Origin of the sequence: Pedosphaera parvula Ellin514, assembly GCF_000172555.1 — a bacterium.
Taxonomy (GTDB): Bacteria; Verrucomicrobiota; Verrucomicrobiia; order Limisphaerales; family Pedosphaeraceae; genus Pedosphaera.
This window is the reverse complement of record NZ_ABOX02000057.1, coordinates 26429-41760: the sequence shown is the minus strand read 5'-3', so window position 1 is coordinate 41760 and position 15332 is coordinate 26429. Positions and strand designations below refer to the sequence as shown.

12 protein-coding genes and 1 pseudogene are annotated in these 15332 nt (G+C 54.1%); 8 read left to right on the top strand and 5 right to left on the bottom strand.

What is annotated here, in order from left to right; translation table 11 throughout:
* Positions 1-872 precede the first annotated feature (872 nt).
* The 3 genes and pseudogenes from CFLAV_RS37935 to CFLAV_RS27540 form a co-directional block, all read right to left on the bottom strand.
* On the bottom strand, positions 873-1055 hold the full coding sequence (locus CFLAV_RS37935; protein ID WP_425500558.1) for an ATP-binding protein: 183 nt from the start codon (positions 1053-1055) through the stop codon (positions 873-875).
* A pseudogene (locus CFLAV_RS33305) lies at positions 1036-2118 on the bottom strand (sensor histidine kinase); the annotation flags it as partial. The gene CFLAV_RS37935 and the pseudogene CFLAV_RS33305, both read right to left, overlap by 20 nt.
* A 1362-nt stretch (positions 2119-3480) precedes the next feature.
* Positions 3481-5271 carry a DUF8189 domain-containing protein gene (locus CFLAV_RS27540; protein ID WP_007418187.1) on the bottom strand — a complete coding sequence of 597 codons (1791 nt, stop codon included), beginning with the start codon at positions 5269-5271 and terminating at the stop codon, positions 3481-3483.
* Between the two features lie 28 nt (positions 5272-5299).
* On the opposite strand from CFLAV_RS27540, the gene CFLAV_RS27535 reads away from it, so the two are divergent.
* The 8 genes from CFLAV_RS27535 (at position 5300) to CFLAV_RS27500 (ending at position 12727) form a co-directional block, all read left to right on the top strand.
* Complete coding sequence (locus tag CFLAV_RS27535) at positions 5300-5644, top strand: hypothetical protein (RefSeq protein WP_192812814.1); 345 nt, start codon at positions 5300-5302, stop codon at positions 5642-5644.
* A gap of 197 nt (positions 5645-5841) precedes the next feature.
* Positions 5842-6168 (top strand): hypothetical protein, encoded by a 327-nt coding sequence (locus tag CFLAV_RS35265; protein ID WP_150107635.1) that lies wholly within the window; start codon positions 5842-5844, stop codon positions 6166-6168.
* A gap of 131 nt (positions 6169-6299) precedes the next feature.
* Entirely contained in the window at positions 6300-6731 is a 432-nt protein-coding gene (locus CFLAV_RS27525) for a GNAT family N-acetyltransferase (protein ID WP_050785975.1), read from the top strand.
* Between the two features lie 639 nt (positions 6732-7370).
* On the top strand, positions 7371-8126 hold the full coding sequence (locus CFLAV_RS33300; protein WP_007418183.1) for a GNAT family N-acetyltransferase: 756 nt from the start codon (positions 7371-7373) through the stop codon (positions 8124-8126).
* Positions 8127-8153: 27 nt separating this feature from the next.
* Entirely contained in the window at positions 8154-9062 is a 909-nt protein-coding gene (locus CFLAV_RS27515; protein WP_007418182.1) for a hypothetical protein, read from the top strand.
* A gap of 234 nt (positions 9063-9296) precedes the next feature.
* The gene (locus CFLAV_RS27510) at positions 9297-9782 is read left to right on the top strand and encodes a hypothetical protein (RefSeq protein WP_007418181.1); all 486 of its coding nucleotides are present in this window, start codon (positions 9297-9299) and stop codon (positions 9780-9782) included.
* Positions 9783-10018: 236 nt separating this feature from the next.
* Positions 10019-11455 carry a hypothetical protein gene (locus tag CFLAV_RS27505; RefSeq protein WP_007418180.1) on the top strand — a complete coding sequence of 479 codons (1437 nt, stop codon included), beginning with the start codon at positions 10019-10021 and terminating at the stop codon, positions 11453-11455.
* Between the two features lie 306 nt (positions 11456-11761).
* Positions 11762-12727, top strand: coding sequence for a purple acid phosphatase family protein (locus CFLAV_RS27500; RefSeq protein WP_007418179.1), 966 nt, complete (start codon positions 11762-11764; stop codon positions 12725-12727).
* A gap of 43 nt (positions 12728-12770) precedes the next feature.
* Here the strand turns inward: CFLAV_RS27500 and CFLAV_RS27495 are convergent, their stop codons facing one another.
* Both CFLAV_RS27495 and CFLAV_RS27490 read right to left on the bottom strand, forming a co-directional pair.
* Entirely contained in the window at positions 12771-14168 is a 1398-nt protein-coding gene (locus CFLAV_RS27495) for a Gfo/Idh/MocA family protein (protein ID WP_007418178.1), read from the bottom strand.
* Between the two features lie 87 nt (positions 14169-14255).
* Positions 14256-15152, bottom strand: a complete 897-nt coding sequence (locus CFLAV_RS27490; protein ID WP_040550463.1) for a sugar phosphate isomerase/epimerase family protein — start codon at positions 15150-15152, stop codon at positions 14256-14258.
* Positions 15153-15332: the final 180 nt, after the last annotated feature.

Below are 15332 nucleotides of genomic sequence, written 5' to 3'. Positions count from 1 at the left end.
TTGCCGCCATTGGAATCGATATAATACGTGACCGCAAAACCGGCCAGCGGAATTAATAATAGAACGAGAATTAAAAGGCGTTGCAGGAACGCCATTGTAGACGTCAGTTTCATAAGGGTCTTGATCGGTTTTTGCTGCCCTGATTCTAAAATCAGGGGGGATCGGAATCGGCGGCAGTTTTGGTTGAAGCAAGAATATCAAAAAATTAGTGACTGCCAAGCTTTAATCGAATTTTTCAATGCAAGCTCTCTAGTGCGGATGCCACAAGAATCAGAGGAGTCATTACTTCTTCGTCATATAGGTTTCCTTTCGGTTCGCTATTTTGTTCTTCGTTCGGACAATAACGTTCTACCGGGAGGAAACCTTCCTCCGCCGGCCAGCACTTAATGTTTATCAAACCAAAGTGATTACACAGCCATTTCGCTCCCAACCTCGCTCACGTTCGCAGAATGAAACCATCCCACTGCGAAGCAAAGTCGGAACCAAAACTTCACTGTTCAATTTTCAACCCACGACGGCACCCGCGCGACAGAGCCCAATCAATCCAAACACGCCAGCCGTACGACCCTCTCCTCGGGGAGAGGCAATGGTGAGGGGGACCGCGACACTCGAAAACCCAAACCTCAACACGATTAGCCTCCACGACTCCCCCGCTCAGTCACCCCTTAATTTTCAACCCACGTCAGCAATCGCCTTCAGCCACGAAAAGGGACAAACCAAATTAATCACATAGCCATTGTGCTTCCAACCTCGCTCACCTTCGGACAATGAAACCGTCCCCACCGCGAAGCAAAGCTGCAAACTCCAACCCCTTCCGAACAATCCACAGTGCCAACGGCACGCCAGTCAATAGCCAGGGCATGTGAGCCCCTTTAAGGCTCAGCTTGGGGAAGGCTAAAATAAAACGTCGCTCCTTTGTCCACCGCAGCCTCTGCCCAAATCCTTCCACCATGGCGATGAACGATGCGCCGCACAATGGAGAGTCCCACGCCTGTCCCTGAAAACTCCTGCGCGCTGGTGCATGCGTTGGAATACGCCGAAGAGCTTGTCGGCATAGCGCATGTCAAAGCCAACTCCATTGTCCCGCACAAAATAGATCGTCATTCCCTCTCCATCTTCTGCTTTGGAGCCCACTTCAATCACCGCTACGGGTCGATTGCGGGTGTATTTCATGGCATTGGACAGGAGATTGACAAACACCTGCCGCAGCAGAGCCGGGTCGCCCATGCAGCCCGGCAGATCGGCTGCTTGGATGTCCATGTTGCGGCCCGGATATTCGGCCTGCAATTCATTGGCCGTCTGGCGCATCAGCGCGGTGAGGTTCACGGGACGCGGCACGATCGGCTGGCGGTCTATGTAAGAAAGACTCAAAAGAGCCTCGATCATTTGGCTCATCTGCAGGGCGCTGTCTCTGGTCATGGTCAAGAGGTTCAGAGCATCCCCGGATAGCTCGTGAGCATGGTCGGACATCAAAAGCTCCGCGAATCCGGTCACCGTCCGCAACGGACGCCGCAAGTCATGCGACACCGAATAGCTGAAGGCATCCAACTCCTGATTGACCTGCCGCAATTCGGCGTTGACGTGCTGCAGTTGGGCGGTGCGCTCCTGCACGCGCGCTTCCAGTTCATCACGGGAGTGGCGTAGCGCGGCTTCGGCCTTCTTGCGTTCGGTGACGTCATGCGCCACTCCGACAAAGCGGGATATACGGCCTTCGGTATTTTTTATCGGAATGAGGGTGGTGTAAAAAATAAAATTTTGCCCGTAGACCGCTGTAATTGGCTCCTCATAGCTGATGGGGGATCCCTGGGCGATACATTGTTTATAATGAGCAATCATTTGCCGGGACTGATCTGGCGGAAATATTTCTTGAGTCGTCTTGCCGGAAATTTCAGCCGTGGTAAGCCCTACCACCTTTTCGGCCATGGGATTATAGCGATTGATTAAAAACCGACCATCGGCTGTGACATCCATCAGAAAGATGGAGTCGGAGGTGGTTTCGAATACCTCGCGATAGCGCCGCTCACTTTCGCGCAAGGCGATTTCAGTTTCCCTCGCCTGGTTCAACGCGGCGCTGATCGAGCGATTAGCCAGAAACTGAAAAATGGCGATGAATTCCATGCAGATGGCCACAAGCGCCCAAATTGAAAATAGTGTGTAAACTATTTCGCTCTTAGGAAGATGGCCTGTTGATTCCACCAGAACCACACCCAACGCGGTGAGGCAGAAAACAACGCCTGCAACCACTCCACCCCTCCCGCCAAACACCAACCCGGCGATGAGCACATACACGATGAACATCAAAACAGCCAGCGCATGAATGCCGTGGGCCGTCAGAGCCAGAACCGTCGCCATCATCCACAGCTCCGTCAAAAGCAAGACACCCGCCAAGCGCGTGTGACCGCGCTTGTTCAGGAGCAGCAAGGGAGGCAGGGTGAAGTTGAAGGTAAGCAGGATTGCCAGCCATCGTGCCCACTGGTTAGGCAGGAGGAGGAAAAAGACAAAAAACTGAGTATCAATGACAAACAACAGGCTCAAAACAACAAGATGCACCATCCGTGCCTGTGTGCATCTTCCCCCCATCGGCAAAAGCCGGTGGACTGATGAGACGGCGAATATTCATGCGCAACGCTTTGATCCCCATGTCAACCAATCATACCACCACAACTCAGGGCCAGCGACTCCAACTGCCTGCGCAGGTGTATCACTACTTATACCGAATGCCGAAAGAAATTTCCGGATGGCAGGAGGGATTTTGGTTTGAGGCAAGGCGGAGGCTGCCGGCGCTATCTGAAAGATAACGCCAAGGCCGACAACGCCGCCTCAAATCAAAAGCATCCTGTACTCAATGATTAACGAAGTTCCTCTTTCCTCAGGGTCATGGCTTTTTCAGTCTCCACATTCATCAGGCTTATTACTTCCTTTCATTCCGGTTCTTTTCCCCATTCCGGAAATTAATTTTGGCATTCGGTATAACGCCACGGACGCGGTGCTAGCGCTCGAGCAGCGCTCCGGTTATGCCAGGTCCAATGCTCCTGAAACCAGGAAGCCGAATCCTCTCATATTTGACCGGTCCAATCCGATGGGGCAAAACCCCACAGGGCGACCTCCCACTGGAAAGGGTTCAAACCAAATTAATTACACGGCCGTTTTGCTCCCAACCTCGCTCACCTTCGGGGATGAAACCCTCCCACCTGCAAAGTAAAGTCCGAACCCAAAGCTTCACCCTTCGATTTTCAACCCACAACGGCGCCCACGCCACCGAGCCCAATCAATACAAACACACCCGACGGTCCCCCCTTCTCCACTTTGCAATGAAAACGGAACGAACTTGATCCACCCCCAGGTGAGCCTCGTGTAACGACCTTGGAAGATCAGCGGGAAACGGTCTGCCCTGAAGCTGCGTCCCCTCTACGGGCGTTTGATCCGGGCGGGCGACGCCAACCGGCGGCGACGCCCACCCCACCCTAATATTCTAGCGAATCAACCCGGGCCGCCGAGCGACGACCATGCCGTCCAGGTACCGGCGTTGTTGTAGGTATGGCCGACATTGCTGGTTGCCGCGTCGCGGCCATAAACTTCCGTCGTGCCATCGCTGTTCACAATGGCTGTCGGATCGCTTTGCAGGGTGACGGAGAGGCTGATGTGCGCCCAACCGTTAAAAGGCGTGCCCGTTCCGTTATTCCAGTTGTGCCACAAATTGCCGTCGGAGGTGATGGCAAAAATTTCGATGTGCCCGCTTGCGTTTTGCGTGGCACTGATGTTCGAGGCGACTGTGCCGCCAACTGAGCCGGAGCCCCAGGTGTCCGAGAAACTGCCATGATAATAGTGATTCACGGAATTGTCCGTGTTGCGCACGAACACTTCCACGCCACCATCATTGCGGGCAACGACGCATGGACGACCTTTGTTGCCGCCACCAAGCGACACCCAGCCGCCGCTATTCCAAGCCGTGCCAGGACCAGTGTTCCAGCGATGAACGAGATTGCCGTTCACATCGGTGGCAAACACTTCCAGGTAACCGTTCGCGTTGATGATGGCTGCGCAATCGCTGCCGATCGAGCCGCCGAGCGAACCGTCATTCCATGTCGCGGAAAAGCTCCCGTGATAATAATGCTGAACCGAGCCGCCGTTGTCGTTGTGAACGAACACTTCCACGCCGCCGTCCTGGCGAAGAACCACGGCGGGATTGCCAACGTAATTGTTCGTGCCATCCAAACCGACGGTTTGCCACGTGCTCCAGGCCGTGCCTTCGCCGGTATTCCATTTGTGGCGTAGATATCCGAGATCATCGCCAACGCAGAAAATCTCCATGTAGCCGTTCGTGTTCAAAACCGGCACGACGGCACTGGCGCACATTTGCGCGTTGTTGTCGCCGAGCCATTCACCTGTCCATGTGCCGTTGCCGCTCACGCCGGTCGTGTGCGAGTCCCACGGCGCCGCGCCGTTGTCCTGGGTCGCGAAGACGACGCGATGGCCGTTGGTGTAAGTGATGGGACTTGGTTTCAATTCTACCGCCGCCTGGAAGCTGCCGCCAACGAGGAATTGGTCGATCAATTGCGACGTGCTGCCGTTGTAGACATCCCCGTCCACGGAGCCGGAAATGCCGGAGACGCTGAGGCCACTCGTGTATTGCCAGATGTCCCACGCGCCCGAGCCCCAAACTTCGCAACTGGTACAAATGTTCCAGGGATTTCCGGATTGCGGGTTTTCGCCGTTATAATTGGCGAGCCACGCGCCCCATGAATGTGAAATGCCGCTCAAATTGCACGCGCTGCACGAGCTGGTGTAAATGACCGGCGTGACGCTCAAGCCTTTGGCGGCAGCTTTGCTTACAATGGCATTGCACCATTGATTTGCCCAGTCGCCATAGCTGCTTGCGCCCACATGGCCGTTGAATGTTTCAAAGTCCAGCATCGGCACAAAAGTTTTTCCATCGGCTTTAATGTAGGAGCTGGCGACGTTCCAAAAATAATTCGCTTCGGCCTGCGGCGTGTCCAAATCGGGCCGTGCGAAATCATATGCGCCCATGTAAATGCCCGCGTTCTTGCCGTTCTTCATGTTGCCGGCCAAATAGCCGTCCGTGAAGTAGGTGCCCTCGGTTGCTTTTGCCCACGAGAAGACCATGCCCGAGCTGCGGACGGAGTTCCAATTGATGGAGTGGTTGTTGTTGGAAACGTCAATGCCGTTCGGCTTCGCGCCCACCGGCCCGGCCGAGAGCACGCCCGCTGCCACCAGAGCGGCGGTGAATTGAAGTGATTTTCTGATACTCATTCTTTTCCTTTTAGTTGTTTTTAATTTTGTGACTGTTCCTTCCAATAACCGTGAACCGAAATTCCGGTTCACAAAAAGCGAATTCGTTGAAGCAAAACTTTCAACCATGTCTCGAGGCGATGTGGATTTTTTGGCTCTGTTGACTAAAGCGCAAAACACGAGTGCGCTGGAACAGAGGCTGACTGGTTCGGATTACATCAAAGCTCCAGGTAACTGTCCACCGATTTTTGAGTTAAACACAGCCTTTAATCTTGGAAAAGTTGCTTATGTTACCTCAGTTTCGCCGCAGCAAAAAAGGGTCGCCCATCAGGGCATTGGACCAAAAGGTAAAACGGTATGGAGGGGGTCGCTCTCAGTTATTTACACTATTTGATCCTGTAAAGAGACCAACCCTAATTAATTACCACAGCCATTTTGCTTCCAACCTCGCGTAGCGCACGAAGCTGGCCCAAATGACTTCCTCGAAACGGGTGTCGCTGCAGGGTTCGGCATTGCTTTTCTGTTCGGATGGTGTTCTAGTTTTTCTCGCCCACTCTCAGCGGCGATCGCCAAGCCTGGGCGCTAAGGATCATGTGCGCATCTACACCAAGGTCTGTTATTCACTGGAAACGGTTGTTCCTGATTTTGGAGGCATTTGTTGTTCTCGCCTGCCTTTACGGACTGGCCCTGAGGATTACCTGGCGTTACGACGTGGGCTGGCATCCACACGGGATGACGGTCTACCAGATTTTGTCTCCGCTGTTAGGCCCGATGTCCTATGGTTTTCTCGCAGCCTCGGTGTTCTTGCTGCTGGGCAGCCCATTTTTTTTGAGACCACTCCGTTCCGCCGCGGTCAGGGCGTGGCTAATTGGAGTAGCGGCATTATTCTGTGCCGGCTGCCTGCTTGTTTTCCTCTGATGCTTGACCATTCACTGGAGCGAACCAGCACCCGTCGAGTCGGTAGTCTTGCTGCCGGTGAAAGGCGGGATACCTTCGACTCCAATGTCGGGGTTGGTGAAATGAAACATTAACTACGAGGCGATAATCCAATGCGACAAATAGTGCGCGAAGAAGCAAATTGCGAAATGATAGCCGCGGAATTAAGAACGCGGATTGAAGCCTTTAACGAACGCGTCGTCGGAGCATTGAATACAAGAGAGATCGTTTTGACAGTTCGTGACGATGCGGGCAATTTGATCGCCGGTTTAACCGGCGAGATGTTTTGGAATGTCCTCCATGTCGATGTATTATGGGTCGATGAGAATCATCGAGATAAAAACCATGGCACTGAGTTATTGAAACACGCGGAACATCTGGCGGCGGATCAGTCTTGCGAAGCAGTTTATCTTAGCACTTTCGGGTTTCAGGCTCCTGGATTCTACTCCAAGCAGGGGTACAATGTGATTGGTGACCTGCCTGACGTACCCAAACATTCCATGCGTCGGTGGTTCTGGAAACGGTTGCCAAGCCCTGCAGTTTAAAAAGGGTGCAAACTTCGGCCAACCCTAATTAATTGTACACCCATTTTGCTTCCAACATCGCTCACCTTCGAAGAACGAAACCATCCCACAACGTGTCAGGATGTTGGTATCGAGCTGTGAACAAAGTCTCGAGTCTGCCAAATAATGATGCTGGAGGCCGTCAAGAGCACGATGCCGACTAAAAAGAACGTGCCGGCAACAACGGTTCCCTGACGAAGCGGATCCCAAGGTACGTGTGGCTTGGCAGATAAACGGCGTTTTTTCTTATTCACGGACGGCACGGTAAATCCAAGTGATTGGGGTTGTCGAGTCACTACTGTCCAAATTAGCTTTTAAAAGTGAGTGAAAATGGCTCTCGGTCTTGCAGCAGCCGGATGCGCGGTGTTCGCCGCCGGAACTTTTTTGCGACACAGAATTACGAGCACCTATGGAAGCGCTGGAGGATTGAGAGCGTTTGGGATGATGCGATGGTGAAAAACCCTTTGTAGGGTATCACCTACTTGGCAAAATTACGCTGGAGATATATCTGAAACCTTACACTTTGGTATGGTCAACAGGTTTGAGAGAAGACCTTGAGCATTTCGCACCGGCCATTCGCGGCAAGGATTGTTTCGCTCCCAACCACCGGAAAGGAATCGCATGATTGCAGACGGGAATGGTTCAATCGCGCTGAATGGACACGTTTTCAATGGGGCAAAAAACTCGGTAGTGGCCGAGGACTTGGTGCTGCTTCGCGAGCCGCCCTGCCAGGAACAAATTTGCATCCGGCCGTGCAAAACATCAGACCACGGATCTATTCAGCGTCTCTGCTGCGAGACCGGGTTTCTGGGGCGGCCTGTCGATCCGATGTTTCACGACCATGATTTGTTTGCTGAATTATTCACACGCCCTTACCTCGACTACGAACCGGGCTGGAGCATGGTTGCCGAAGCGAACGGGAGAATTGTTGGCTATCTTTTAGGTTCAGTCTCCCGTTATTTTGATTGGCTCCAGTTGTGGTGTGGATTTCAGACCGCTTCCAAAATGGGCTTCCGATTCGCCACAGGACGCTATGCGAATCACGCCCGCAGCCGGAAGTTCGTTCGCTGGCTCTTCACTGCAGGAATGAAGGAACAACCCAAACATCCCGATGGCGCCGCGCATCTCCATCTGGATATTGACGCACGATATCGCGGCCGCGGGATAGGACGAAAACTATGGGAGACTTACGAACAACGACTGCGTGGAGTTGGAATCGAGCGATGTTACGGGGCGTTCTTTTCACATCCCGGGCGCCGGCCCGAATCTGCGTATGCCCGGTTTGGTTTTACCGTCTTTGACCGACGCCGCACTACCATGTTCGAGCCGGATATCCCCCACCCGGTGGAAGTGGTCTGCGTCTGCAAGAATCTCTGAGGTCGGGATGCAAGTAGCGTCCGCTCTATGAAACATATTTTCTTCACCTTGGCCAGCGCACGTTCAGGGACGCTTTACCTGCGCGAGCTTTTCCGCAACAACGTGCTCGATTGCGCCAGCCGTCACGAGCCGTTTTTCGACTGGGGAAACCCGACCCTCTTTGGCCCGGCGATTTACGACGCGTTTGCCGGGCGGGTGGACCGCATCCGCGCACGTTTGGCAAAGAAGCGTGTGTACATCGAACAGCTTCCAGAAAGTATCTATCTTGAATCCAGCCACGCATTCCTGAAATCGGCCTACGTCGCCGCGCTGGAGTTTTTTCCCAACCTGCGGCTCATTCACCTCGTTCGTGACCCGCTTTGTGTCGCACATAGTGAAACGTACCGTCAGCAATGGCGGGAGCGCATTCACGCGCCGTTTCATTTCTATACTGGCGATGATGGCCGCCGCCACTTCTGTTGGGCGTTGACTGGAAACGAGGACGTTTTTCGGCACTTCGAGGGCATGCAATTGAGTTTGTTCCAATGGTACTTGATTCAGTGGATTGAAATCGAAAACCGCGCCATGAAGTTCCTGGACCAGCACCAATTGCATGACCGTTGTTTTACCCTGCACTCGTCCGCGGATTTGAACAACGGATCAAAAATCCGGACGATGTTCGAATTTTTTGAGCTGCCAACGGTCGCGCCTGCGCACGTTTTCCTGGGCGGCCGTAGAAACGAGAGCATTGGGCACCGTACCGTCGTCACATTCGAAAACGAGCGGCAATGTGGTGAAGTCCTGGAAAGAATGCCAACCCGGTACTTGGAGATATTCGCCCGCGAACCGTATCGCGACTTCGGCTGGAGCAGCCGCTTTAAAAGGGATCAAACCAAAGTAATTACACAACCATTTTGCTTCCAACCTCGCTCACCAAACCATCCCACCGCAAAGTAGAGTCCGAACCAAAACTTCACCCTTCGATTTACAACCCACGTCAGCAACCGCCTTTACCTGAGTCAGAGAGCATCAAATGAGTGTACTTAATTTGGTTTGTCCTTTTCGGAAAGAGAAAGCAGCCTGTGCAAAGGCTTGCAAGACCATGGAGCAGGAAGTAAATCGCAAAAAAACCCGGCGCCGGCTGTGGCAGGAACTCATATGGGAAATCTCAATTAACTGATCGTTTTTCGCGTGAGGAAAAAGTTGAGCATTTTGTTGACGGTTCTCATTCTCGCCGTGTTGGGCGGCATGATTCAGATTGCCTTGAGACCGCGCGAAACCGAACCGGTTTATCAAGGCAGAAAGCTGAGCTTTTGGTTGAGCGATTATTTGCCCGGGGCCAAGGCGAGCCCGGAGCAGTTGCAGCGGGACAGCGCCGCCGTTCGTGAAATTGGCACCAATGCCATACCCGTTTTGTTGCGATGGATTTCTGCGAAAGATGGTCCGCTAAAACATAAAATAATCGTCTGGATCTACGAGCATCCCCGTGTGCCTTTTCGCGTCGAATCGGCGGTGGACAAACAAATGATGGCCGCCAGCGCTTTCAGCATTCTCGGACGGTTGCAAGCCACCTCCGCCGTCCCTGCGCTGGTTGAGATCGTAAAACAAGGCGGTGGCACCAAAACTTCCGGTGTCGGTGCTCAAACTTTTCCAATTTTTGCCCCTGGCCGAGCTTGATCCCGAAGCCGCGGTCAAGGCGGGGGTAAAGTTCGGATCCGGCGGCAGCATTGCCGGCTGGAGCGCGCCGCCGCCTGAACCAAAACATTAAACGGGACGAATTAATTTTCGCATTCGGTATAATTCTTTCGAAGCAACAAATACAAAGGCGCGCCCGATTTTTCATTGTAAGAAATTCCAATCTCTCCAAAATTTGGCCGCACTGTCTCGCCGGGGTGCATTGGTAAATCTCTATCATGAAGAAAAAATTATTTGCCTGCCTCTTTTTGGGGTTGAGCATGATCTCCGCCACGCTGTCCGCCGCTCCGGTCAGGCTGCAAATCCTCCAGCAGGGCACGAACCTCCTCGTCTCGTGGCCCACGAACTACTCCGCCTTTGGCCTGCAATTCAGCACCAATCTCAACTCCACCAATTGGACGCCGGTTTCAGTGACCCCATCGCAGACCAACACTTATGTAGTGCTGGACCCGCTCCAGGCCGGCCCGCGCCACTACCGCCTGGTCTCGCCCTGTGGCACGAATGCCGCACCCTATTTGCCTGTCGGGACGTTCCTCAAATTAAATGGCAATGGCAATGGCTATTCCATCACCTCGACCAGTCTGACAAACGCCCTGTCGGTTCCAACCTTGAGCTTTGACGCTTCCGCCTTCGTGGATCCGTCCAGTTGTTTTGGCAACGGCGGCTTGTCCTACGCCTGGCAGTTAACGACGAACGGCTCGCCGATCCTTGCCAATGTCAGTGGTCTAAATGCGGCCCGCTTAACGATCACAAACAACTCTCTCGCGGCAGGGGTCTATGGCCTGAACCTCGCCGTCACCGGTTCCAGCGGACTCACCACGAACCTGACCTTGACCCTGACGCTTAAAGATTTGCTCCCCGGTGACCCGCAAAATCCCGGAACCACACCTTTCCTGCCGGCGGGAAGTTATATCTTCGAAAACAATGTTCCGATGATTGATGGTGATACGGCCATGCTCGCGGATTATTACCCTCATCTTACCTTTGATCTTATCGGCCTTTTCAGCACCCAGGTCGATCCATTCAGTATCTTGGATGTCGGCGCGGTCGTTGATCCGGCCACCTGCGATAACAGCTCCTTGACCTACCAATGGAAAATAAACAACTCGGACCGGGGACCAGACCTCCATCCCTTCGGCGTCGCAGGCTTCAACGCCTCCCGTTTGAAAATCTTCCGTCAGTCGCTGGCGAATGGTTTTTACGATGTGCATGTGTTTGTGACGGGCCTCACCGGAACGAGCGAGTTTGCGTACGAATTTGAAGTTCGCGACTCCAACGCGCAATTCCGGACTCCTTGCAGCACCAACACCGCCCCCTATCTGCCGCCGGGAAACTTCGTGACCCTGAATGCCAGTCCGCTTCCGGCCGTGTTTCAACTCGCCACCAACGTGACCTCGGTGGTCCTTGACGCTTCCGCGTTCACCAGCCCCTTCAATTGCGTGGGCGGCCTCGGGCTCATGACTTTTCACTGGGCGCTGGCCCCTTCTTCGACCAATGCTTTCACCGGCAGCGTCAGCGGAGCCGACACATCGGTGCTGACCATCCCCGCCAGCAGCCTCGCGACCGGCTCCTACATTTTCCGCCTCACCGTCACCGACCAATTCGATGGCTCGACGGTGCAAAAAGATTACCCGGTGCAGTTTCTCCGCCCCTGAACCTCGTTGCGGCTCTCAAGTGCGGCGCGCTGTGTGAAGGGGTCGGCCCAGTTATTTACAGTGATACTGTAAAGGAGCCAACCCAAATTAATTGCGCACCCATTCTGCTACCAACCTCGTCCACCATGGCGGAATCAAACCCTCCCACCGTGAGGTAAAGCCCGAGCCAAAACAGCTGCTCCGGTAATATCCCTGTGACTCAGAAAAGCCAAAATTGTCACGGCAGTGTAATACTCAGGTGACAATTGGCCGCCACCCATTGACTTCACTCGTTTCTGTGGCTCAATCCCCGCTAATGGTGTAAATATGAAACAGACTCGACGCGAATTTGTCCGCAAACTCTTCGTGGCCACTCAGGTTGCTGTGGCCAGCCGTTTTCTTCCTGACAACCTCCTTGCAGCCGAACTCGACCGTCCCCTCTCCCCGGATGGTTTCAACTTCATCGTCTTCGGCGATTGGGGGCGAAATGGCGAACGCGACCAGTCTGAAGTTGCCGCTCAAATGGCACTTGCCGCCAAGGCAACCAAGGTCCGTTTTATCATCTCGGCCGGTGACAACTTTTATGATAATGGCGTCGCCTCCGCCAGCGACCCTCAATGGCAGACCTCCTTTGAGCATGTTTATCGCGACCCCGCCCTCCAGATTCCGTGGCATGTCATCCTCGGCAACCACGATTATAATGGCAACTGCGACGCACAGTTGGAATATGCCCGCTCCCACCCTCGCTGGAACATGCCCGCCCGCTATTATCTGCAAACACATCACATTGACAAATCTACCACCGCCGACTTTTTCTATCTCGACACCTCGCCGATGATCGAGAGCTATCATCGTCACCGCAGACTCGGCCCCAACGTCACAACTCAGGATGTGAAAAAGCAAATCGCCTGGTTCAAAAACGCTCTCATCGCTTCTCAGGCCCAATGGAAAATTGTCATCGGACATCATCCCATTTATTCCGGCGGTGAACACGGAGACACCGCTGAACTCATCAAGGACGTGTTGCCGCTGCTGCAGGAACACAAGGTGCAAGCTTGGTTCAACGGCCACGACCACGACCTTCAACATCTGATGGCTGGCGACCTGAACCTATTTTGTTGCGGGGCCGGGTCGCAGGTTCGTAACACCAGGAAAACCGAGCGCACAAAATTCGCCCAATCCCGATCCGGTTTCACCACCGTTTCACTGCGATCAGACCGAATGCGCGTCCACATGACCGATAACCACGGTCAACTCCTCTACCACACAGATGTTCCAGTAAAGTCAGTTTGACTCCGTTTCGCACCTGACGGCGTTGGCGGGTGCTTTGATCCGTTTACCCGTTCAGCGTCCAGCCCTTCCGGTAGGTGTGGCTCAGGTATTGGTTGGCTTCCGGGCAGTCGGTGCATTGTCCAGTGGCGCCGTCGTATTTAATCTTCTTGCCGGCGCGATAGGCCACCAGGCCAAGCAACATCATTTCGATCATGTCGCAGGCGTAACCAAAGTTGCAGGAGGTCTTGAGGTTGCCCTTGCAGGCGTTGATCCATTCCTTCTGGAAAACGCCCATGGCCGGAATCTGCTCGTTCTTGGGACGAGGCTTATACCCGCTGCCGTCGTCTTCCACTTTGTCTCCGCTGCGCGGAATGAGAATGCGGGAATTGAAATCTGCGACGAGGGAACCTTTGCGCCCTTTGAACAACACGCCGTGGTCAATTTTATCCAGATCAATGCCGCGATGCGGCGACTCCGGCATCGCGCCGCCTTGATGCCAGGACACTTGAATGGGAGGACGCCAGTCGTTGGCCGGAATATCAAAGCGCGTCCGAAGTTTCACTGGCGTCACTTCTGGATTGAACGGATCGCCCGTGCCTTCGGCGGACGTGGGCAGTCCGGCATCAATGGCGTTCCAGGCCAGATCCATGGTATGACTTCCCATGTCGCCCACCTGCCCGCTGCCGAAATCCCAATGCATGTTCCAATGCAGGCAACCGCCGAGAAAGTATTCCGGGTTGTAGGGGTGAAAAGGGGCCGGACCGAGCCATAAATCATAATTAATATATTTAGGCGGATCGCCCGCTGCGGGCAGATAGCCGGCACGCGGAACCTGTCGGTTACCCCAGGCGCTGACCGCCTGCAATTCACCGATGGCCCCGTCGCGGATCAGTTCACGCACCCGGTTGAAATTTTCGAACTGATGCCGCTGTGTGCCAACCTGCGTGGCGAGCTTGTCCTTGTTCTTCAGCCAGGTGGCGCGAATGAGGCGCGCTTCCTCCACGGTGTTCACCAGCGGTTTTTCACAATAAACATGTTTGCCGCGGTTCATCGCCCAGTTGGTGACAAAGGCGTGCGTGTGATCCAATGTGCAGCAAACGATGGCGTCAATATCCTTTTGCTCAAGGCACAGGCGCCAATCCGCGTATTGCTTCGCCTTGGGAAATTTCTTGGCGGCGGAAGCCAGATGCTGCTCATTCAAATCACAGATGGCCACCACGTTCTCGTGGGACATCACCTCGAAATGTTCCTGCGCCCGGTGTCCGGTGGCGATCAGGGCGACGTTTAACTTGTTGCTCGGGGCTTCAGCCCCAAAAAGTTTAAAGCGAGGCAGGAGAAATCCCGATGCTCCGATCACGGCAGCGGATTTGAGGAAGTGGCGTCGTTTGATGGCGGAGGATGAGGGTTTAGAACCACTGTCAGCCAAGCGCGGCTGAGCCGAATATTGCTTCCTGGAATTCATGCGGGAAGTTTCCCGCAATCACGCGGGAGCCTCAAGCGAAAAACTATCACGCGAAAGATACAAAACATCCCACTAGGCGTGATTTGTTCAGGCGGCTTCCCACTGCTCGCGCAGGAGTTTGGCTGCGGCAATGAGGGCCTTGCTCCGATCACCTTTGAGACCGCATTCGAAGGAGACCAGGTCCTGGTAGCCGATGAGCTTGAGCCCCTTGAAGCCGTCCACGTAATTGTCGCCCGCGTCTTCGCCGGGCATTTTCCGGCTCTTGCGGCTGGCCATGTGAACGTGCCGGAGATATTTGCCGCCGGCAACAAATGCGGCCATATCGCTGGTTTCCTCAAACGTCATGTGCCAGAAATCACCCATCACGCGGATGCCGGGATGATTAACGTCACGGCAAATGGCGGCACCGTCGGCAACCTGGCGCAGGAAATGGCATTCCTTGCGGTTGAGCGGTTCGAGCAGCATATGCATGCCGACTTTTTGGGCGTGCTCGCCAATTTCAGGCAGAACTTTGACGAGCAACTCGCGGGCTTCCCAATGCTCGAGCTTGGTTTGATTGGGCCGGGCAGGCACCATGACCATGCCGGTCGCTCCCAAAGCGCCGGCGGCGGTCAGTACCTCTTTAATGCTGTCCATGGCTTTGCTGCGAACTGCTTCGTCGTCCGAAATAAGACTTCCCTGCATGCCGCCGCAAATGACGCCTATCTTGATCTTCCGGCCTTGCATTGCCTTTTGCAGTTCATCAGCGATCTCCAACAAATTCTTGCCATGCGGTTCAAAAGCTTCGAAGCCGTTGGCCTCCAGGAAATCGAGTTTTTCGGCAATGGTTTTTCCGGGCGCAACCGTATCCTGACACGACAAACGCAACCGCGCCTTCGTCGAGGGATCGGGCAAAGTCACCGCCTGGACGGGACGTGGAGTGGTGGCGCTAACGATTCCAGCCAACGCGGAAACGGTCAAAAATTTACGGCGATTCAGGTTCATATGCTTGCCCTCGATTATAGCGCCGGACCGATAAAAAAACATAGAAGAATTTGAATCGCGCCGGCTTCGTGGCGCTTAGAAAGATTCGCATCTTGCTCATCATTTCAGATTATTCTCATTCCGGTTTTGGAATTCATTTTTCGACCTTCGAGAAACTGAAGCTATTTAGATCCAAGGAGT